The organism is Blautia sp. LMAG:89, from assembly GCF_008679485.1.
GTDB lineage: Bacteria > Bacillota > Clostridia > Lachnospirales > Lachnospiraceae > Blautia_A > Blautia_A fusiformis.
Genome location: NZ_NANC01000007.1, coordinates 168,568 through 189,427, shown reverse-complemented (window position 1 = coordinate 189,427; position 20,860 = coordinate 168,568). Strand labels below are relative to the sequence as shown.

Sequence of the window (20,860 nt, the reverse complement as noted above, 5' to 3'; positions counted from 1 at the left end):
GAAAAAATAAAAGAAAATTATTAAAAATAAAAAGAATTTACAGAAAAAAGGAGCTGCATATGATTCTATATCATGGGAGCAAAGAGGTAGTGGAATATCCGGAAATCAGAAAAGCCAGATTTAACAAAGATTTTTATTTTGGTTTTTATTGTACAAATATTGAAAAGCAGGCAGAACGATGGGCTATAAGATATGGTAAAAAAGGATATATTAACAAGTATGAGTATACAGAAAATCCGAGATTAAATATTCTTAAATTCGATAAAATGACGGAAGAATGGCTGGATTTTATTATTTCCTGTCGAAAGGGACAGGCACATCAGTATGATATTGTGGAAGGACCAATGGCAGATGATACAATCTACAATTATCTGCAAAATTATCTGGATGGAAAGATTTCAAGAGCTGCTTTCTGGGAATTGGTAAAATTCAAGTATCCAACGCATCAAATCAGTTTTCATACAATTTCAGCACTGGATACATTGAAATTTGTAGGAAGTGAGGTTGTTTATGGCGAGAAAAAATAATAATGCTTTGTTTTTTACCTGTAGTTTGATCGAGTACATAGGACGAACTCAAAAACAACGTCGGTGGAAAGTTACGGATTATCTTGGAATGGAAAATATAAAGCGAATATATAACTATGCGGATGTCTTTCACTGTGAGCCAATAGAAAAAGTTGCGGCAGAATTTACAGAGCAATGTGATATTCCGGAGGGCGAATTTGACAATGTATCAATATGCAGGTATGCAATTCCGGATTACTGGGATATTGGAGAAGTATATGAGAGATTAATAGAAGACATATACGATGATACAGAACTTGAAAAGGGAATATGGGAAATTTATCATTCCTGGATTGATGCACATATTTCGGACTATAATACAGATTTTTATTATCAATCACGAGATTATATAGCAGCATGTTATAAAGCTGGTGAAATAATATGAGAAAAGAGGGAAAGTGCCTATGGGAATGGGAGTAAAGGTCAGAGTGTGGGGGGATTATGCATTATTTTCAAGACCAGAGATGAAAGTAGAACGGTGTTCTTATGATGTAATAACACCGTCGGCTGCCAGAGGAATTTTGGAAGCAATCTACTGGCATCCGGGCATGAAATGGTGTATAGATAAGATTTATGTGAAGAAACCGGTTAAATTTACCAGTGTAAGAAGAAATGAAGTAAAGAGTAAGGTATCTGCAAGTAAAGTACTTGAAGCCTACAATGGAGGAATGAAACCCCTATATTTAAGCAGTAAAGAGGAAATCGTACAGAGAGCGTCTTTGTTGTTAAGTGATGTAGAGTATGTTATTGAAGCTCATTTTGAAATGACGGAGAAAGCAAATGAAACGGATAATCCAGGGAAATTCAAGGATATTATTATGAGGAGATTGAAAAGGGGCGCATGTTACAGTATGCCTTATTTTGGGTGTCGGGAATTTCCTGCAAATTTTGAGTTGTGTAATGAAGAGGAAATTCATACTGCATATGACGATGTAGAGGAAAAAGATTTTGGATTTATGCTATATGATATTGATTATTCGGATGAAGAGAATCTTAGCCCCATGTTTTTCAGAGCAATCATGAAACAGGGAGTAATAGATGTGCGAAACTGCGAGGTGGTACGATGATACTGCAGGCATTGGTGAAATATTATGAAGATTTGGAAAGACAAGAGAAATTACCCAAACAGGGGTGGTGTCAGGCAAAAGTTTCTTATGGAATCAATTTGTCTACAGACGGGGATATAAAGAATATCTTATGGCTGAAGGAGGAGAGACAGGCAGGGAAGAAACAGATTTGGATTTCACAAACAATGAAAGTTCCGGCAATGCTCACGCGATCATCCGGAGTTGCGGCGAATTTTTTATGTGATAATTCGAAATATATGCTTGGAATTGATAAGAGTGGTACAGGAAAAAGAATTACAGAATGCTTTGAAGCGGCAAAGGAGAAGCATCTGAAGTTGTTGGAAAATACTTCCGGAGAAATGTCACAGGCTATATGTGCTTTTTTTTATAAGTGGAATCCGGAAAAAGCAAAAGAAAATGCTGCTGTTTTAGAAAACTGGGAGGAGATCACGGATGGTGGAAATCTTATATTCTGTATGGATAAAAAATATGCTCAGGATGACAAGGAAATAGAGCAAATATGGAATGTAGAAAGTAAACAGTCGGAAACAGATATAAGTGGAATTTGTCTGGTAACAGGAGAAAAAACTGAAATTTCAAGAATTCACAGGAATATAAAAGGGGTGCCGGGAGCACAGTCCAGTGGTGCAGCTTTGGTTTCTTTTAATGCACCATCATTTGAATCTTATGGAAAAGAGCAGAGCTATAATGCACCGGTCGGAAAATATGCAGAGTTTGCTTACACAAGTGCGTTGAATTATTTGCTGGCACAAAAGAAATATACGTTTCCGCTGGGAGATTCTATTATTATATATTGGGCAGAGGAGGCAAAGACGGAATATCAGGATGCGCTTTTAGCATTGTTAAATCCGGTAAAAGATAATCAAAGTGAGGTACATGGATTTTTTGAAAAACTCAGAAAAGATGAACAGATCATAATTGATGACATTGAATTAAATCCATCTCAGAAGTTTTATATTTTATGTCTGGCACCAAATGCTGCCAGGTTATCTGTAAGATTTTTTTATCAGAGTTCATTTGGAAATATTACGAAAAATCTGGCATGTCATTATGAACGAATGCAGATGATAAAACCTAAATGGGAAGAGCGGGAATATCTTGGAATTGAAGATATGTTAAAAGAAACAGTGAATATGAATTCACGGGATAAAAAACCAATCTCCAATATGGCCGCTATGGCGTTTTCAGCTATTTTACAAAATTCCAGGTATCCGGCAAGTTTGTATACAGATACATTAATAAGAATACGGGCTGAGCAGGGATGTGTAACATGGGGAAGAGTTTCTATTGTTAAGGCATTTCTGATAAAAAATTATAAAAATACGGAAGGAGAGATCTGTATGGGATTAAATGAAGAATCTAATGATGTAGCATATGTATTGGGAAGATTATTTTCTGTGTTGGAGTCGATTCAGACAGAGGCAAATCCTGGAATAAAATCAACAATTCGAGATCGGTATTTTAATTCAGCATGTGCAACACCGGCATCAGTATTTCCAGTATTGTTTAAATTAAAGAATAGTCATATAAAAAAAATAGAAAGAGATAAAGGGTATTTGAAAAGGAAATATGAAGATCTTTTGGGCGAATTGGTGAGTAAGCTAGAAGCTTATCCAAAACGTTTGTCATTGGAGGAACAAGGAAAATTTATTTTGGGGTATTACCACCAGAAACAGGAAAGTATTTGGAAAAACGGGAGGGAAAATAGATGAGCGAAGTTATTAAAAACAGATATGAGTTTGTAGTTTTATTTGATGTGGAAAATGGTAATCCAAATGGAGATCCGGATGCAGGAAATATGCCAAGAATAGATCCGGAAAGCGGCTTAGGGCTTGTTACGGATGTCTGCCTGAAAAGAAAAATAAGAAATTATGTGGAAACAGTAAAAGAGGATGCACAGGGTTACAAAATTTATATTAAAGAAGATGTTCCGTTGAATCGAAGTGACCGAACGGCATGTGAAAATGTTGGAATCAAAGAAACAGATGATAAGAAAGTAACGGAAGCATTAAAAAAACTGAAAAAAAGTGATCCGGATGTGGATTCAAAATTGCGGGATTACATGTGTGAAAATTATTATGATATCAGAACTTTTGGGGCAGTAATGACTACTTTTGTAAAAGCTTCTTTAAACTGCGGACAGGTGCGTGGCCCAGTTCAGCTTGGATTTGCCAGAAGTATCGACCCAGTGATCAGTCAGGAAGTTACCATTACCCGTGTGGCAATCACAACAGAAAAAGATGCCGAAAATAAAAGTACCGAAATGGGAAGAAAGAGTATTGTGCCATATGCATTGTATCGCGCAGAGGGCTTTATATCTGCAAATCTTGCACGAAAAACAACAGGATTTACAGAAGAAGATCTGGAACTTCTGTGGGATGCGATCATAAATATGTTTGAAAATGACCATTCAGCAGCCCGTGGAAAAATGTCAGTACGTGAACTGATCGTGTTTAAGCACAGTAAAGAATTGGGAGATTGTCCGGCATATAAATTGTTTGATGCAGTTGAAGTAACACGAAAAGAAAATGTAGAATATCCGAGAAGATATCAGGATTATACAGTTGAAATTCATAATGATAAAATACCGGAATCTGTTGAAGTAAAAAGGATGATTTGATGGAGTATACAGAAGATGATTATTTGATGATATCAGGTATACAGCATTTTAAATTTTGCAGAAGACAGTGGGCATTGATCCATGTTGAGCAGCAGTGGGCAGAAAATGTTCATACAGCTGTTGGAAAACTGATGCACCAGAAGGTACATGATCCATATTTGACGGAAAAAAGAAAAGATACTATTTTGGTAAGAGCTTTGCCGGTTTCTTCAAGAATTATGGGAGTGAGTGGAGAGTGTGATCTTGTAGAATTTCATAAATGTGAAGATGGAATACGGCTTCATGGACATCGGGGAATGTATTCTATTTATCCGGTAGAATACAAAAAAGGAAAAGCAAAATCAACAGATGCCGATAGATTGCAGCTTGTGGCACAGGTTTTATGTCTCGAAGAAATGTTTTCTGCAACAATACCTGAAGCAGCTCTTTTTTATGGAGAAACAAGACGAAGAGAAGTTGTGGAAATTACAGAGGATCTGAGAAATGCAGTCAAAGATATATTTGAAGAGATGCATCAGTATTACAATAGAGGTTATACTCCGAAGGTAAAAACAGGTAAAATGTGTAATTCCTGTTCATTAAAGGAACTTTGTCTACCCAAATTAAACAAACAAGTTTCTGTGAAACATTATATAGACCAGATGCTGAAGGAGGAAGAGACATGAAAAAACTTTTGAATACGTTGTATGTAACTTCTGAAAACAGCTATTTGGGCTTAGATGGAGAAAATATAGTTGTTTTTGAAGAGGATAAAGAAAAAGGAAGACTTCATTACATAATCTGGAAGGGATAGTTTCCTTTGGATACAGGGGCGTCAGTCCGGCATTGATGGGATCTTGTGCAGAAAAAAATATCTCTCTTTGTTTTATGACGCCCCAGGGAAAATTTCTTGCGAGGATAACCGGAAAGACAAGAGGAAATGTGCTTTTGCGAGAACAGCAGTATGCAAGCAGTTTGGATTCAGCAATCAGCCTGGAAATTGCAAAAAACTGTATACTTGGAAAGGTGTATAATGCAAGATGGGTGTTGGAACGCTATGTTAGAGATCATAGTATGCAGGTAGATGCGGACAAAATAAAAATAGCATCAGAAAAGCTGAAACATACGTTGGGATTAATTCAAACATGTGAATCAAAAGCACAATTAAGAGGTTTTGAAGGGGAAGCGGCCAGCGTGTATTTTGGAGTTTTTGATGAAATGATTTTGCAACAGAAAAAGGATTTTTCATTTCAAGGAAGAAATAAAAGACCACCGTTAGATAATATGAATGCAATGTTGTCTTTTGTATATACGTTGTTGACAAATACGATTGCTTCTTCCCTGGAGTGTGTGGGGCTGGATCCTTATGTGGGATATCTTCATACCGAAAGACCAGGTAGAGTATCACTGGCTTTGGATATGATAGAGGAATTAAGAGCTGTATTGGCAGATCGTTTTGTATTATCGCTTGTTAACAAAAAGATTGTAAATGGAAAGAATTTTACCAAAAAAGAAAATGGAGCTGTTCTGATGGATGATGAGCTGCGAAAAAAGCTGTTGGTAGAATGGCAGAAGAAAAAGAAGGAAACCATCACACATCCGTTCTTGAAAGAAAAGGTGGAGTGGGGAATGGTTCCTTATGTACAGGCAATGTTGTTGGCAAGATATTTAAGAGGAGATTTGGACAGTTATCCAGTGTTTTTGTGGAAATGAGGTGACAAAGTGTTGGTAGTGATTACTTATGATGTAAATACAGAGACAACTGCAGGAAGAACTCGTTTGCGTAAAGTGGCGAAGCAATGTACAAATTATGGAAGAAGGGTGCAAAATTCTGTATTTGAGTGTATTTTGGATAGCGCTCAAAGTGTTGCTTTGAAGGGGATATTGTCTGATATTATTGACAAAAATAAAGATAGCTTACGTTTTTATTACCTCGGAAATAATTATCAGACTAAAATAGAACATGTAGGTATAGAACGTGGAATTCCAGTAGATCAACCTTTAATTATGTAGGTGCGAATCAGAAGTACACATAAAATGCCGGCAGGATTCGCACTACAAAAATCAGAAAAGTAACATGAATAACACTAAAGAAAAGAGAGAAGGGATAATAAAAAGTAGAAAAATTATATTTATTGCATAAAAAAACAAAGAATATTTGTGAAAATTTGCAGTCGTTCCCCACGAGGGAACGTGGATTGAAATACACTTTGCCAGACGATGTTCGCAACATCAAACCGTCGTTCCCCACGAGGGAACGTGGATTGAAATATAGAGAGCTGTTTCTTTTTTTCGTTCTGAAATTGGTCGTTCCCCACGAGGGAACGTGGATTGAAATAGTATAGTAAGATTACCAGCTCCATACATCTCTGTCGTTCCCCACGAGGGAACGTGGATTGAAATAAACCTGAGTAACTATATCACGAAAGATGAAAACACAGTCGTTCCCCACGAGGGAACGTGGATTGAAATTGTGATCCCCTGGAATATCATTGCGATCGTATCCGTCGTTCCCCACGAGGGAACGTGGATTGAAATTTCAGTACTGCCACTGTATTTGTGGTTGTGCCATGTCGTTTCCCACGAGGGAACGTGGATTGAAATGGAAAAGAAGCAATGTCTGGGATGCTTGCTATCGTCGTTCCCCACGAGGGAACGTGGATTGAAATCTGGATATGACCTTAATTTTTTTTCGCATTTCGTGTCGTTCCCTACGCAGGAATGTGGATTGAAATCCCGATCACATATGCGATCACTGTAGCTCCAGCCGTCGTTCCCTACGCGGGAACGTGGATTGAAATGCAAAGTAGTTAGCTGCATTCTGGTAATATGCCGTCGTTCCCCACACAGGAACGTGGATTGAAATGAGTGTAGAAGATAGTGATAGCCTGGTTGATGATGTCGTTCCCCACGAGGGAACGTGGATTGAAATATCAACGCAAAGAGATTCGTGGAGATTGAAAGGGTCGTTCCCCACGTGGGAACGTGAATTGAAATAACAAAGAGGAGATCAAACGGTGTGGTACATGGGACATTCCCTATGCGGGGACAAAAACCGGAAATCGCAATTAATACTTGCATTTAACAGACATTGGTGTTACAATGAACGAAACTAAGAACTTGTTGGCATAGGAGTGGGCGAGAGCCCGCTCCTATTTGCTGAGAAGGAATTTGTTCAGAAATAGGCAGAAATAGGAAAGGCAGGTGGGAAGCATGAGCAGACGGGAAGAATATGAACAGAAGACAGAGGCGATCCTTACACCAATCGTGGAGTCCAGGGGTTTTGAGCTGGTAGACGTGGAGTATGTCAAGGAAGCCGGAACCTGGTATCTCAGAGGCTATATCGACAAGCCGGGCGGAATCACAGTCAATGACTGCGAGGACGTAAGCCGTGCATTCAGCGATATACTGGATGAGCAGGATTTCATCGAGGACAGCTACATTATGGAGATCAGTTCTCCGGGACTTGACCGGCCTCTTAAAAAAGAAAAAGACTTTAAGAGAAGCCTTGGCAAGCTGGTGGAGATCCGTACCTACCGGCCCATCGAGAAACAGAAAGAATTCTGTGGTATTTTAAATGCATATGATAGTAATAGTGTGACAATCGATGAAGACGGCACAGAACGTACCTTTGATAAAAAAGATATTGCCCTGATTCGTCTCGCGATCGAATTCTAAAAGAGAATCGAATCTGTAAAATTCAGGAGGAAAAAAGAAAAATGAGCAGAGATTTAAGAGATGCGCTGGACGTTCTCGAAAAAGAGAAAAACATCAGTAAGGATACACTGCTGGAGGCAATTGAGCAGTCACTGATCCAGGCATGTAAGAACCATTTCGGAAAGGCAGATAACGTTCACGTTATGATCGATCCGGAGACCTGTGACTTCAGTGTTTACGCTGACAGAACTGTTGTAGAGCATGTGGAGGATCCGGCGCTGGAGATTTCTCTGGTGGATGCACAGAAAACAAACACGAACGCAGAGATCGGTGATGTTATGAAGGTTGAGATCCAGTCCAAGGAATTCGGACGTATCGCAACCCAGAATGCAAAGAATGTCATTCTTCAGAAAATCCGTGAGGAAGAGCGTAAAGTTCTTTACGATCAGTACTATGGAATCGAAAAAGAAGTGGTAACCGGTATTGTTCAGAGAGTAATGGGCAAAAATGTCAGCATCAACCTTGGTAAGGCAGATGCAGTCCTTACAGAGAACGAACAGGTAAAGGGTGAGACCTTCCAGCCAACTGAGCGAGTAAAAGTTTACATTCTTGAAGTTAAGGATACACCGAAGGGACCACGTATCCTAGTTTCCAGAACACATCCGGGCCTTGTAAAGAGACTCTTTGAGTCCGAGGTTGCAGAGGTAAGAGATGGTACCGTTGAGATCAAGAGCATTGCCCGTGAGGCAGGCTCCCGTACCAAGATCGCTGTATGGAGCAACGATCCGGATGTAGATGCTGTGGGAGCATGCGTTGGTATGAACGGTGCACGTGTAGGTGCAGTTGTTAACGAGCTTCACGGTGAGAAAATCGATATCATCAACTGGGATGAGAACCCGGCAATCCTTATCGAGAATGCATTAAGCCCTGCAAAGGTTATCGCAGTTATGGCTGACCCGGATGAGAAGACCGCACTGGTCGTAGTTCCGGATTACCAGCTTTCCCTTGCTATCGGTAAGGAAGGACAGAACGCACGTCTTGCTGCAAGACTTACAGGCTTCAAGATCGACATCAAGAGCGAGACACAGGCAAGAGAGTCCGGTGACTTCTACGATGATTACGATGAGGAACACGAGGAAGCAGAGGAAGAAATGACAGAAGAGGCTGTTTCCGAAGAGCTTGAAGAAGCAGAGGAAGATACAGAAGAGACAGAAACAGAAGCTGAAGAAACAGCAGATGGAGATGCCGAAGAATAATGAAAACGAGAACCAAGATTCCCATGCGTCAGTGTACCGGCTGCAGGGAAATGAAAAGCAAAAAGGAAATGATACGAGTTCTCAGGACATCAGAGAATGAGATCATCCTGGACGCTACAGGTAAGAAAAACGGACGCGGCGCATACCTTTGTTTCTCAGAGGAATGCTTGGAAAAGGCTATCAAAAACCATGGCCTGGAGCGTTCCTTGAAAATGGCAGTTCCGGATGAAGTGTATCAGAACCTCAAAAAGGAGTTTGGATCAATTGAAAAACAATAAGGTTTTATCACTCATCGGACTTGCGACAAAAGCAGGAAAAACAGTGAGCGGAGAATTTTCCACAGAGAAATCCGTAAAAACAGGAAAAGGTTTCCTGGCACTGGTGGCAGATGATGCCTCCGAAAACACAAAAAAGAAATTTCGGAATATGTGTACCTATTATGAAGTTCCGTTATATTTCCTTTCAGACAAAGAGAGCCTGGGCAGAGCAATGGGCAAAGAATTCCGTGCCAGCCTTGCCGTGCAGGACGAAAATTTTGCAAAGGCGATCATGAAGGCGCTGGAAAAAGAATCCGGCAGATAACCTGCATGATACAGGCGTCTGTAAGGAGGTTTGACGTTAGAAATGATAAAAGATAAATTCAACAGATCGGGAAAGGAGCAATATAGACAATTGGATACTCCAAAAACAGAAGAAAAGACAACAACGGTGAATACAGAGGGTAACAAGTCTGAAGCACCGAAAAAGAAAAAAAATATCATCCGTGTATTTCATGCACAGAATGCCAGCGATGGCGGTAAAGGAAGAAGAAAACCGGCAGCAGGCGAGAGAAAGGGACCGGCACGTCCACAGAACGGCGGTCAGAGAAGCACAGGAGCAAACACAAGAAACGGTGAGGCCGGTGAGCAGAGAAACGGTCAGAGTGGACAGAATCGCACTCAGGGCGGAAGACCGCAGGGCAACCGTCCGGAAGGAAGAAGAGACGGAAATCGTGACGGAAGAACCTTCGAAGGAAGAAGAGACGGTGGAAATCGTTTTGGAGGAAACCGTTCCCAGAATGGCGAGGGACGTCCGGCAAGACAGGGCGAGGGAAACAGAGGCCCACGCCAGAATGACGGAAGAGGCGGAAACCGTTTCAGCGGTGGAGCAAACCGTGGCCAGGGAGGTCAGGGCGGAAGCTTTGAAGGAAGAAGAGACGGAGGAAACCGTTTTGGCGGTGGAGCAAACCGTGGCCAGGGTGGCCAGGGCGGACGTTCCGAAGGCGGAAGAGGCGGAGACAACCGTTTCAGCGGAGCAAACCGTGGTGGCCAGGGCGGCGGACAGCGTCCGGGACAGAGAAGAAGCGGTGGCTCTTCAGATGCTGTATTCACTCCGGAGCTGACCAAGACATCCAAGGACAGCAAGCGTGAGCGTGACAGAGAGAATAAGAACAAGAAGAAAGAATTCGAGAAAGGTACCCAGGGCGGACGCAGACCAAACCAGGGCGGACGCAGACCGAATTCCAGAATCCCGAAAGCACTTCAGAAACCGAATCCACAGCCGAAGCAGGAAGAGAAGAAACCGGAGATCAAGGAGATCACCATTCCGGAGAAGCTTACTATCCGTGAGCTTGCGGACGCGATGAAGATGCAGCCGTCAGTGATCGTTAAGAAGCTTTTCATGGAAGGTGTCATGGTAACCGTAAACCAGGAGATCGATTTTGAAAAGGCAGAGGAGATCGCACTTGGCTTTGATATCATTGCTGAGAAGGAAGAAAAGGTGGATGTGATCGCAGAGCTCCTCAAAGAGGACGAAGAGGATGAGGATGATATGGTTCCGAGACCTCCGGTAGTCTGTGTTATGGGTCACGTTGACCATGGTAAAACATCTCTTCTGGATGCCATCCGTAATACAAACGTAACCAGAGGCGAGGCCGGCGGAATCACACAGCACATCGGTGCTTACGTGGTAAATATCAAAGGTCAGAAGATCACATTCCTGGATACACCGGGACATGAGGCGTTCACAGCTATGCGTATGCGTGGTGCCAACGCAACAGATATCGCAGTTCTGGTCGTTGCCGCAGACGATGGTGTAATGCCGCAGACAGTAGAGGCGATCAGCCATGCAAAGGCAGCCGGTGTTGAGATCATCGTTGCCATCAATAAGATCGATAAACCAAGTGCAAATGTAGAGCGTGTAAAACAGGAGCTTTCCGAGTATGAACTGATTCCTGAGGACTGGGGCGGAAGCACCATCTTTGTTCCGGTATCCGCACATACAGGAGAAGGAATTGAGAATCTTCTTGAGATGATCCTTCTTACTGCTGAGGTTTCCGAGCTCAAAGCCAATCCGAACCGTGAGGCAAGAGGTCTTGTTATTGAGGCTCAGCTTGATAAAGGTAAAGGACCGGTTGCTACCATCCTTGTTCAGAAGGGTACTCTTCATGTGGGAGACTTTATTGCCGCAGGTGCATGCAACGGTAAGGTACGTGCAATGATGGATGATAAGGGACGTCGTGTAAAAGAGGCAGGTCCGTCTACTCCGGTTGAGATCCTCGGACTTGGTGATGTTCCTAATGCAGGTGAGATCCTGATGTCCTTCGAGAGCGATAAAGAAGCCAAGAACTTTGCAGGCGCATTCGTTACAGAGAACAAGAGCCGTCTCCTCGAGGAGACCAAAGGCAAGCTTTCTCTGGATAACCTGTTTGACCAGATCCAGGCCAGCGATCTTAAGGAGCTTCCGATCATCGTCAAGGCTGATGTACAGGGATCTGTTGAGGCTGTAAAACAGAGTCTTACCAAGCTTTCCAACGAGGAAGTTATCGTTAAGGTGATCCATGGTGGCGTAGGTGCCATCAATGAGTCTGATGTCAGCCTTGCTGCAACATCCAATGCAATCATCATTGGCTTTAACGTACGTCCGGATACTACAGCAAAACAGCTTGCTGAGCAGGAGGGCGTTGACCTTCGACTTTATAAAGTCATTTATCAGGCAATCGAGGATGTAGAGGCAGCTATGAAGGGTATGCTGGATCCTGTATTCGAGGAGAAGGTTATCGGTCACGCAGAAGTTCGTCAGCTGTTCAAGGCATCCGGTGTCGGAACTATCGCAGGAAGCTATGTGCTGGATGGTACATTCCAGCGTAACTGTAAGGTTCGTATCACACGAGGTGAGGACCAGATCTTCGAGGGTGAGCTTGCATCTCTGAAGAGATTTAAGGATGATGTCAAGGAAGTTCGTGCCGGATATGAGTGCGGTCTTGTATTTAATGACTTTAATGATGTCAAAGAAGAAGATAAAGTCGAAGCATATATCATGGTAGAGGTACCAAGATAGGAGTGATTCGTAATGAGAAAAAACAGCATTAAAAATACACGTGTGAATGGTGCAGTTCAAAAAGAACTCAGCACCATCATACACAGCGAGATCAAGGACCCCAGAATTCATCCGATGACTTCTGTGACAGCTGTTGAGGTGGCACCGGATCTTAAGACCTGCAAAGCTTACATCAGTGTGCTGGGCGAGAAACAGGCCAAGGATTCCACCCTCCGGGGCTTAAAGAATGCAGAGGGCTATGTTCGGAGAGAACTGGCCAGAAGACTGAATCTCCGCAATACACCGGAGATCCGTTTTGTTCTGGATGAGTCTATTGAATATGGTGTAAATATGTCAAAGAAGATCAATGACGTAATGAGTGGGATGGAAACAGAGGAATAGGTGGAAAAAATGAAAAACATTTCAGAAATACTGGAAAATGTAAAAACCGTTGGCATTGGCGGTCACATCCGTCCGGATGGGGACTGCATTGGTTCCTGTATGGCTCTGTATCTCTATATCCGGAAATATTTTCCTGATATAGAAGCAGATGTTTATCTGGAAGACCGGAAACCTGTATTTGATTACATTGACAGAATGGATGAGGTTAAGACAGAAGCAGAAGAAGATAAGGTGTATGATCTTTTTATCACCTGTGATGTCAGCGCACTGGACAGGCTTGCTGTTGCCCGGAAATATTTCGATGCAGCAAAAAAGACAGCCTGCATTGATCATCATGTGAGCAATAACGGATTTGCGGATGTCAATCATGTAAGAGGCGAGATCAGCTCTGCCAGCGAAGTTCTTTACGGACTTCTGGATTCAGACAAGATCGATCGTTCCATTGCGGTTCCTATTTATACAGGAATGGCACATGATACCGGCGTGTTCCAGTATTCTTCCACAACACCGGAAACCATGAGGATCGCCGGAGAACTGATGAAAACAGGATTTGATTTCAGCAGGATCATCGATGAGTCCTTTTACCAGAAAACATATCTTCAGAATCAGGTCATGGGACGTGTCCTGGCAGAGAGTATTCTCCTTCAGGGCGGTAAGTGTGTGGTCGGATATCTGAAAAAACGGGAGATGGATTTCTACAGTGTGGAAGGAAAAGATCTGGAGGGAATCGTGAGCCAGCTCCGTCTGACTGCTGGTGTGGAGGTTGCGATCTTTATCTATGAGATGCAGACGCAGTTCTTTAAGGTATCTCTCCGTTCCAATGGTAAGGTGGATGTAAGCAAGATTGCCGTATTTTTCGGAGGCGGCGGACATGTGCGTGCAGCCGGCTGTGATATGCAGGGCTCCATGTACGATGTGATCAACAACCTTACCGCTGAAATTGAAAAACAGCTTGCAGAGGAGTAAAGATAAGATCATGGACGGAATACTTGTGATCCGAAAGGAAAAAGGTTATACCTCTCATGATGTTGTTGCAAAGCTGCGTGGGATTCTCCACATGAAAAAGATCGGCCATACCGGGACTCTGGATCCGGCAGCAGAGGGAGTACTTCCTGTTGCACTGGGCAAGGGGACCCGGTTGGTGGAGCTTCTTACAGAAAAAGAAAAAACATATGAGGCGGTTTTAAGGCTGGGAGTTTCCACAGATACCCAGGACATGACCGGAGCTGTTCTTTCTGAGAAACCTGTTACCGTCACGGAAGAGGAAGTCCGTGAGGCAGTGGGATCCTTTGTGGGAGAACAGCAGCAGGTCCCTCCTATGTATTCGGCCCTGAAGGTAAACGGAAAGAAGCTTTACGAACTGGCCAGAGAAGGAAAAACCATAGAGCGTAAGCCGCGCCCTGTGGTTTTTTATGAGATAAGGATACTGGATATGGAGCTTCCGCTGGTACGCATAAGCGTTACCTGCAGCAAGGGCACCTATATCCGTACACTTTGCAATGACATCGGAGAAAAATTAGGTTGCGGCGGGGCCATGGAAGAGTTGCTTCGGACCAGGTCCGGAAATTTCACTCTGGAAGAGAGCATGACACTTTCCCAGGTGGAGGAGGCGGTTGCCGATGGGACCATCGGGGAAAAGCTTGTTTCCATCGAGGATGTACTTTCCATGTATCCGGTCCTTACCTGTACACCGGAGGGAGACAGACTTCTCAATAACGGAAACCCGATTCCGGAAGAACTGGTACAGGGAGACAGCAGGGAAGAAAAAGTCCGGATGTATAAAAGCAGCGGAAATTTCACAGGAATATACGGCTGGGATGAAAGAAAACAGAAATACGTACCCATCCGCATGTTTTTTGTATGACACTTTATAAAAACTTGCAGGAGCAGCAGAAGATATGGAATACTTGAAGATCGACGGAGAATTTCCGCGCCTTTCAAAGAGTGCGGTGACACTTGGAAAATTTGACGGCATACACCGTGGACACCAGAAACTGGTGGAGAAGATCCTGGAACAGAAAGAAAAAGGTCTGCAGACAGTCCTTTTTTCTCTTGGTATCGGCAGTCAGATGATCTTTACAAAAGAGGAACGATGTCAGCTTCTTGAGAAAGCAGGCGTGGATGTGCTGATCGAATGTCCGCTGGATAACCGGATCCGTCATATGAAGGCGGAAACCTTTATTAAAGAGATCCTGGTGGGAGATCTTCAGGCGGAGCATGTTGCAGTGGGAGAAGATTTCAGGTTCGGGTATGAACGCAAGGGAACACCACAGCTTCTGGAGACTATGGGAAGGAAGCTTGGCTTTACTGTGGATGTTGTTCCGAAAGAAATGGAAGGCCGCAGAAAGATCAGCAGTACATTTATCCGTGAGGAACTGAAAAAGGGAAATATGGAAAAGGTTAATGATCTGCTGGGAATCCCCTTTTTTGTGGACGGTGTGATCGAACATGGAAGAGGAATGGGACATAAGGTCCTTCTTCCCACTACTAATATCGTTCCTGCAAAAGAAAAGCTGATGCCGCCAAATGGCGTTTATGATACAGTGTCCCATTTTAAGGACAGAACCCTTTGCGGGATCACAAACGTAGGATATAAACCAACCATAGGAGAGAAATTCCTGGGTGTTGAGACCTATCTTTTTGACTGTGAGGAGGATCTGTACGGAGAGCCCTGCAGAGTGGAATTCTTTCATTATTCCAGACCGGAGAAGCGCTTTTCGTCCATAGAAGCATTAAAGCAGCAGCTCCTGAAGGATGCAGAAAAGGGAAAGGCTTATTTCCGCAGTCTCGAAAAATAAAAACTTTCGGGAAAAACTTTTCGAAAAAACAGTTTACAGGTCAGAAACCGTGTGCTATACTGTTCGAGGTGAAAAAAGCCAGTATTCAGAAGCCGGAGACTCCGACCACTTCTTAATACCCGGCGTTTAATTAAAATTTCAAGGAGGAAACAACAATGATTTCTAAAGAGAAGAAAACAGCGATCATGAAAGAGTATGCAAGAACAGAGGGTGACACAGGTTCACCGGAGGTTCAGGTTGCAGTTCTTACAGCAAGAATCCAGGAGCTCACAGAGCATCTTAAAACACACCACAAAGATCATCATTCCAGAAGAGGTCTTCTGAAAATGGTAGGTCAGAGACGTGGCCTTCTTGCTTATCTTAAGAAAACAGACATCGAAAGATACCGTGCACTGATTGAGAAATTAGGTTTAAGAAAATAATTGCTACGGGAGGGGCGGATGATTCCATCCGCCCCATTTTAACATATGTGATAAACACAGACGGAATTACCGCAGGAGTGATTTCCGAGACTACTGAAAAGCCCATTTCCGGTCGAGATCTTTTTCAAAGGAAGTGGTCTTTTCAGTTGTTTCGGGCTCCTGTCAGATATTAATATATTAATATAATAAGAAAAGGAGAACGAATATGTACAAAAGTTATTCCATGGAACTTGCAGGAAGAACACTGACTGTAGATATCGGACGTGTAGCGAAACAGGCCAATGGTGCTGCTCTTATGCACTACGGTGATACTACAGTCCTTGCTACTGCTACCGCATCCAAAGAGCCGAGAGAAGGGATCGATTTCTTCCCGTTAAGTGTTGAGTATGAGGAGAAGATGTATGCAGTAGGAAAGATCCCGGGAGGCTTCAACAAGAGAGAGGGTAAGGCAAGCGAGCATGCGATCCTTACTTCCCGTGTTATCGACCGTCCGATGCGTCCGTTGTTCCCGAAGGATTACAGAAATGACGTAACTCTGGTAGATATGGTCATGTCTGTTGATCCGGAATGCAATCCGGAGATCCCGGCTATGCTTGGTTCTTCCATTGCAACCTGTATTTCTGATATCCCATTTGACGGTCCATGCGCAACCACACAGGTTGGTATGATCGACGGCGAGTTTATCATCAACCCGACACTTGCACAGAAGGCAGTTTCTGATCTTCAGCTTACGGTTGCTTCTACAAGAGAGAAGGTTATCATGATTGAGGCCGGAGCTAATGAGATCCCGGAAGATAAGATGATCGAGGCTATCTACAAGGCTCATGAAGTGAACCAGGAGATCATCAAATTCATCGACCAGATCGTAGCAGAGTGCGGAAAAGAGAAACATTCCTACGAGTCCTGTGCAGTACCTCAGGAGCTTTTTGATGAGATCAAGAAGATCGTTCCTCCGGAAGAGATGGAGGTTGCCGTATTCTCTGACGACAAGCAGACACGTGAGAATAACATCAGCGAGATCACTGATAAGCTGAAAGAAGCTTTTGCAGACAATGAGGAATGGCTTGCCGTTCTCGGTGAGGCTGTATATCAGTACCAGAAGAAAACTGTCCGTAAGATGATCCTCAAAGATCATAAACGTCCGGATGGACGTGAGATCAGACAGATCCGTCCGCTGGCTGCAGAGACAGATATCATCCCGAGAGTTCATGGTTCTGCCATGTTCACAAGAGGACAGACTCAGATCTGTACCGTTACTACACTTGCTCCTCTTACAGAGGCACAGCGTCTTGACGGACTGGATGAGTTTGAGACATCCAAGAGATATATGCACCACTACAACTTCCCGTCCTACTCTGTAGGTGAGACCAAGCCTTCCAGAGGACCGGGACGTCGTGAGATCGGTCACGGAGCACTTGCTGAGAGAGCACTGGTACCGGTACTTCCTACAGAGGAAGAATTCCCATATGCAATCCGTACCGTATCTGAGACATTTGAGTCCAACGGCTCCACATCCCAGGCAAGTATCTGTGCATCTACTATGTCACTGATGGCTGCCGGTGTACCGATCAGAAAACCGGTTGCAGGTATTTCCTGCGGACTTGTTACAGGTGAAACAGACGATGATTACATCGTTCTTACAGATATCCAGGGCCTTGAGGACTTCTTCGGAGATATGGACTTCAAGGTAGCCGGAACACATGACGGAATCACAGCGATCCAGATGGATATCAAGATCCATGGTCTTACAAGACCAATCGTTGAGGAAGCGATCCGCAGAACAAAAGAGGCAAGAGAATATATCCTGACAGAAGTTATGGAGAAATGTATCGACAAGCCTCGTACAACTGTTGGGGAGTTTGCTCCGAAGATCATCCAGATCCAGATCGACCCGCAGAAGATCGGTGATGTAGTCGGACAGAGAGGAAAGACTATCAACACGATCATCGAGCGTACAGGTGTGAAAATCGACATCACAGACGACGGCGCAGTTTCCATTTGCGGAACAGACCAGAAGGGTATGGATGAAGCAAAACGTATGATCGAGATCATTACTACCGAGTTTGAGGCAGGACAGATCTTTACAGGACGCGTAGTCAGCATCAAAGAGTTTGGCGCATTCCTTGAGTTTGCACCGGGCAAGGAGGGAATGGTACACATTTCCAAGATCTCCAAACAGAGGATCAACCGTGTTGAGGATGTTCTCACACTTGGCGACAAAGTTAAGGTTATCTGCCTTGGCAAGGACAAGATGGGAAGAATCAGCTTCAGCATGAAGGATGTACCGGAAGAAGCATAAATGATGAGATACCACAATATTACCAAGGACGATATGTTAAACGGAGACGGACTTCGTGTAGTGCTCTGGGTAGCCGGCTGTTCACACGGCTGCCGGGAGTGCCAGAATCCCATTACCTGGGATCCGAATGGAGGTCTGCCCTTTACGGACAGCGAGCGAGCTGAGATATTTGCAGAGCTGGACAAGGATTATATCAGCGGGATCACCTTTTCAGGAGGCGATCCTCTGCATCCTTCCAATATCGCTGAGGTAACAGCTCTTGCAAGAGAGATCAGAGAGAAGTATCCGGATAAGACGATCTGGCTGTATACGGGTTCTCTCTGGGAAGAAATCCAGCAGTACGAGATCATCCATTATCTGGATGTATGCGTGGACGGGAAATTTCAGGTGGACAAGAAAGAGGTTCGTCTGAAATGGAAAGGCTCCTCAAATCAGAGGGTGATCGATGTACAGGCGTCACTTCGTGAGAACCGTGTGGTTCTGTACACGGAGTGATCAGAGGTTTTTTTGAAATTACCTATTGGGAGTGGAACGAAAAATGAAAAGAATTGCGAAATTTCACAAGGTAAGTTTTGAACAGTTTGCAAAGGACTGGAAGGATACCTTTGAACAGTATTCAGAAGAGGAGATCCGGAATATCTATGACAGTCTGAAGCTTCCGAAGAGAGCTACGACCGGAAGTGCAGGATATGATTTTTATGCACCTGTGGATGTGACCATGAAGCCAGGTGAGATCGTAAAGATACCGACCGGTATCCGTGTAGAGATGGAAGAGGGCTGGGTTCTGAAATGTTATCCGAGAAGCGGACTGGGATTTAAATTCCGGCTGCAGTTGAATAACACAGTGGGAATCATTGACAGCGATTATTTCTTTTCCGACAACGAAGGTCATATCTTTGCCAAGCTGACTAACGATACAAGAGAAGATAAAACGATCCAGATCCCGGCAGGAACCGGTTTTATGCAGGGGATCTTTGTGGAATACGGAATCACCGTGGATGACGATGCAGATGCAGTAAGAAACGGCGGCTTCGGAAGTACCACAAAATAAAACAAAAGCCCGGAAGGCGGAGGTGTGAAGACCACATACATCCGATTTTCCGGGCTTGTTTTGTGTAGTTACTGCTTTCCGATAAATGCACGGTTTAGCTGAGAGGTGCGTCTGCCTCCTCGTCTGCACGTGCTTTTTCCACGACTGCGTTAAAGGCATTTGCGGCAGCGTCGTACTCTTCATCATCTTCAATGTTTGCCAGCATCGGATCGCCGTCTGCTGTGCGGGAGAAGCTGTAGAGATAAACCTCACCGGTCTCATTCTGGCCGTTCTCATCCAGTGGGAGAAGTGCGATATATTCTTTGTTCTCTACAGGGAAAATAGTAAGGATGGCACATTCTACCTCAGTATCATCATCCATAGTCAGGGTGATGGTATGATGTGCCTCATCTACCCTGCTTTCACAGTTAGCTGTGCAGGAAGCGCAGTCACTTGGTGCACATCCGCTTTTGTTAAATTCATCACTCATAAAAAAATCCTCCGTTCTGCTGCTGCCTGTAAATAAGAGGGCAGCTCTGCATGATATAGAGAACATTTTAACAGATATGACGTAGAACAGCAACAAAATATTTGAGAGCCTGAGAAAACTTTCAAAATATTTTTTGCTTAATCCGACAATGTGAGATATAATAAAAATATGACGAAAAAATGAGGAGAAAATATAAAAATATGAAATTTATTTCCTGGAATGTAAATGGGATCCGGGCCTGTATCACCAAGGGCTTTGAGGAACGCTTTCATGAGCTGGATGCGGATATTTTCTGTCTGCAGGAGACGAAATGCCAGCAGGGACAGGTAAAGCTGGAACTTCCCGGATATCATCAGTACTGGAACTACGCAAACCGCAGAGGCTATTCAGGTACAGCCATTTTTACGAAGAGGGAGCCATTGTCTGCGGCTTACGGGATCGGGATAGAGGAGCATGATAAAGAAGGACGTGTCATCACGCTGGAATTCGATGAGTATTATTTTGTGACTGTATATACTCCCAACTCCCAGAGCGAGCTCCGCCGTCTGGAATACCGTATGAAGTGGGAAGAGGATTTTTTGGCTTATCTTCTGAAATTGCAGGAGAAGAAACCGGTGATCTGCTGTGGCGACCTTAATGTGGCACATCAGGAGATCGATCTCAAGAACCCGAAGACCAACCGCAAAAATGCAGGCTTTACTGATGAAGAGAGAGCTTGCTTTACCAGAGCCCTTGAGAGTGGCTTTATTGATACATTCCGCTATTTTTATCCGGATAAAGAGGGCGTTTACTCCTGGTGGTCCTACCGTTTCCGTGCACGAGAGAAGAACGCCGGCTGGCGTATCGACTATTTCCTTGTTTCCCCTTCCCTGAAAGAAAAGCTTCAGGATGCGAAGATCCACGGAGAGATCATGGGATCCGATCATTGCCCGGTTGAGCTGGATATTGATCTGTGA

22 protein-coding genes and 1 pseudogene are annotated in these 20,860 nt (G+C 43.7%); 22 read left to right on the top strand and 1 reads right to left on the bottom strand.

Annotated elements, in window-relative coordinates; translation table 11 throughout:
• Positions 1 to 59 precede the first annotated feature (59 nt).
• The 21 genes and pseudogenes from CCC70_RS10640 (at position 60) to CCC70_RS10540 (ending at position 19,435) form a co-directional block, all read left to right on the top strand.
• A complete protein-coding gene (locus tag CCC70_RS10640) occupies positions 60 to 527 on the top strand; it encodes a DUF3990 domain-containing protein (protein ID WP_278603963.1) in 468 nt (155 codons plus the stop codon).
• Positions 511 to 951 (top strand): hypothetical protein, encoded by a 441-nt coding sequence (locus CCC70_RS10635; RefSeq protein WP_059085218.1) that lies wholly within the window; start codon positions 511 to 513, stop codon positions 949 to 951. The genes CCC70_RS10640 and CCC70_RS10635 overlap by 17 nt, the downstream gene beginning before the upstream one ends.
• Before the next feature lie 19 nt (positions 952 to 970).
• Positions 971 to 1,633 (top strand): type I-C CRISPR-associated protein Cas5c, encoded by a 663-nt coding sequence (cas5c, locus tag CCC70_RS10630; RefSeq protein ID WP_015525785.1) that lies wholly within the window; start codon positions 971 to 973, stop codon positions 1,631 to 1,633.
• The gene (gene cas8c, locus CCC70_RS10625) at positions 1,630 to 3,366 is read left to right on the top strand and encodes a type I-C CRISPR-associated protein Cas8c/Csd1 (RefSeq protein WP_278603964.1); all 1,737 of its coding nucleotides are present in this window, start codon (positions 1,630 to 1,632) and stop codon (positions 3,364 to 3,366) included. Before cas5c ends, cas8c begins: the two co-directional genes overlap by 4 nt.
• The gene (cas7c, locus tag CCC70_RS10620) at positions 3,363 to 4,274 is read left to right on the top strand and encodes a type I-C CRISPR-associated protein Cas7/Csd2 (protein WP_278603965.1); all 912 of its coding nucleotides are present in this window, start codon (positions 3,363 to 3,365) and stop codon (positions 4,272 to 4,274) included. Before cas8c ends, cas7c begins: the two co-directional genes overlap by 4 nt.
• Positions 4,274 to 4,939 (top strand): CRISPR-associated protein Cas4, encoded by a 666-nt coding sequence (gene cas4, locus CCC70_RS10615; protein ID WP_278603966.1) that lies wholly within the window; start codon positions 4,274 to 4,276, stop codon positions 4,937 to 4,939. Before cas7c ends, cas4 begins: the two co-directional genes overlap by 1 nt.
• Positions 4,936 to 5,966, top strand: a pseudogene (cas1c, locus tag CCC70_RS10610) (type I-C CRISPR-associated endonuclease Cas1c). The gene cas4 and the pseudogene cas1c overlap by 4 nt, the downstream one beginning before the upstream one ends.
• Positions 5,967 to 5,975: 9 nt before the next feature.
• Complete coding sequence (gene cas2 / locus CCC70_RS10605; protein WP_059085214.1) at positions 5,976 to 6,266, top strand: CRISPR-associated endonuclease Cas2; 291 nt, start codon at positions 5,976 to 5,978, stop codon at positions 6,264 to 6,266.
• A gap of 1,200 nt (positions 6,267 to 7,466) precedes the next feature.
• A complete protein-coding gene (rimP, locus tag CCC70_RS10600) occupies positions 7,467 to 7,931 on the top strand; it encodes a ribosome maturation factor RimP (protein WP_021650312.1) in 465 nt (154 codons plus the stop codon).
• 41 nt (positions 7,932 to 7,972) lie between these two features.
• Positions 7,973 to 9,166 carry a transcription termination factor NusA gene (gene nusA, locus CCC70_RS10595; RefSeq protein ID WP_059085213.1) on the top strand — a complete coding sequence of 398 codons (1,194 nt, stop codon included), beginning with the start codon at positions 7,973 to 7,975 and terminating at the stop codon, positions 9,164 to 9,166.
• Positions 9,166 to 9,444, top strand: a complete 279-nt coding sequence (gene rnpM, locus CCC70_RS10590; protein ID WP_015525795.1) for an RNase P modulator RnpM — start codon at positions 9,166 to 9,168, stop codon at positions 9,442 to 9,444. The genes nusA and rnpM overlap by 1 nt, the downstream gene beginning before the upstream one ends.
• The gene (locus CCC70_RS10585; protein ID WP_021650310.1) at positions 9,431 to 9,748 is read left to right on the top strand and encodes a L7Ae/L30e/S12e/Gadd45 family ribosomal protein; all 318 of its coding nucleotides are present in this window, start codon (positions 9,431 to 9,433) and stop codon (positions 9,746 to 9,748) included. Before rnpM ends, CCC70_RS10585 begins: the two co-directional genes overlap by 14 nt.
• 42 nt (positions 9,749 to 9,790) lie before the next feature.
• Positions 9,791 to 12,484 carry a translation initiation factor IF-2 gene (infB, locus tag CCC70_RS10580; RefSeq protein ID WP_278603805.1) on the top strand — a complete coding sequence of 898 codons (2,694 nt, stop codon included), beginning with the start codon at positions 9,791 to 9,793 and terminating at the stop codon, positions 12,482 to 12,484.
• A gap of 12 nt (positions 12,485 to 12,496) precedes the next feature.
• Complete coding sequence (gene rbfA / locus CCC70_RS10575; protein ID WP_015525797.1) at positions 12,497 to 12,865, top strand: 30S ribosome-binding factor RbfA; 369 nt, start codon at positions 12,497 to 12,499, stop codon at positions 12,863 to 12,865.
• 9 nt (positions 12,866 to 12,874) lie between these two features.
• The gene (locus CCC70_RS10570) at positions 12,875 to 13,831 is read left to right on the top strand and encodes a DHH family phosphoesterase (protein ID WP_110102007.1); all 957 of its coding nucleotides are present in this window, start codon (positions 12,875 to 12,877) and stop codon (positions 13,829 to 13,831) included.
• Between the two features lie 7 nt (positions 13,832 to 13,838).
• Positions 13,839 to 14,729 carry a tRNA pseudouridine(55) synthase TruB gene (truB, locus tag CCC70_RS10565; RefSeq protein WP_442859728.1) on the top strand — a complete coding sequence of 297 codons (891 nt, stop codon included), beginning with the start codon at positions 13,839 to 13,841 and terminating at the stop codon, positions 14,727 to 14,729.
• Positions 14,730 to 14,763: 34 nt separating this feature from the next.
• The gene (locus tag CCC70_RS10560; protein ID WP_118625419.1) at positions 14,764 to 15,663 is read left to right on the top strand and encodes a bifunctional riboflavin kinase/FAD synthetase; all 900 of its coding nucleotides are present in this window, start codon (positions 14,764 to 14,766) and stop codon (positions 15,661 to 15,663) included.
• A gap of 155 nt (positions 15,664 to 15,818) precedes the next feature.
• The gene (gene rpsO / locus CCC70_RS10555) at positions 15,819 to 16,085 is read left to right on the top strand and encodes a 30S ribosomal protein S15 (RefSeq protein ID WP_015525801.1); all 267 of its coding nucleotides are present in this window, start codon (positions 15,819 to 15,821) and stop codon (positions 16,083 to 16,085) included.
• A gap of 205 nt (positions 16,086 to 16,290) precedes the next feature.
• Positions 16,291 to 18,384, top strand: a complete 2,094-nt coding sequence (locus CCC70_RS10550) for a polyribonucleotide nucleotidyltransferase (RefSeq protein ID WP_015525802.1) — start codon at positions 16,291 to 16,293, stop codon at positions 18,382 to 18,384.
• A 3-nt stretch (positions 18,385 to 18,387) separates the two neighbouring features.
• Positions 18,388 to 18,879, top strand: coding sequence for an anaerobic ribonucleoside-triphosphate reductase activating protein (gene nrdG / locus CCC70_RS10545; RefSeq protein WP_287084848.1), 492 nt, complete (start codon positions 18,388 to 18,390; stop codon positions 18,877 to 18,879).
• A 43-nt stretch (positions 18,880 to 18,922) separates the two neighbouring features.
• Complete coding sequence (locus CCC70_RS10540) at positions 18,923 to 19,435, top strand: deoxyuridine 5'-triphosphate nucleotidohydrolase (protein ID WP_015525804.1); 513 nt, start codon at positions 18,923 to 18,925, stop codon at positions 19,433 to 19,435.
• Positions 19,436 to 19,529: 94 nt separating this feature from the next.
• Here CCC70_RS10540 and CCC70_RS10535 read toward each other — a convergent pair whose 3' ends face one another.
• Complete coding sequence (locus tag CCC70_RS10535; RefSeq protein WP_021977112.1) at positions 19,530 to 19,904, bottom strand: DUF1292 domain-containing protein; 375 nt, start codon at positions 19,902 to 19,904, stop codon at positions 19,530 to 19,532.
• 200 nt (positions 19,905 to 20,104) lie between these two features.
• Here CCC70_RS10535 and CCC70_RS10530 point away from each other — a divergent pair, with 200 nt between their 5' ends.
• On the top strand, positions 20,105 to 20,860 hold the full coding sequence (locus CCC70_RS10530) for an exodeoxyribonuclease III (RefSeq protein WP_015525806.1): 756 nt from the start codon (positions 20,105 to 20,107) through the stop codon (positions 20,858 to 20,860).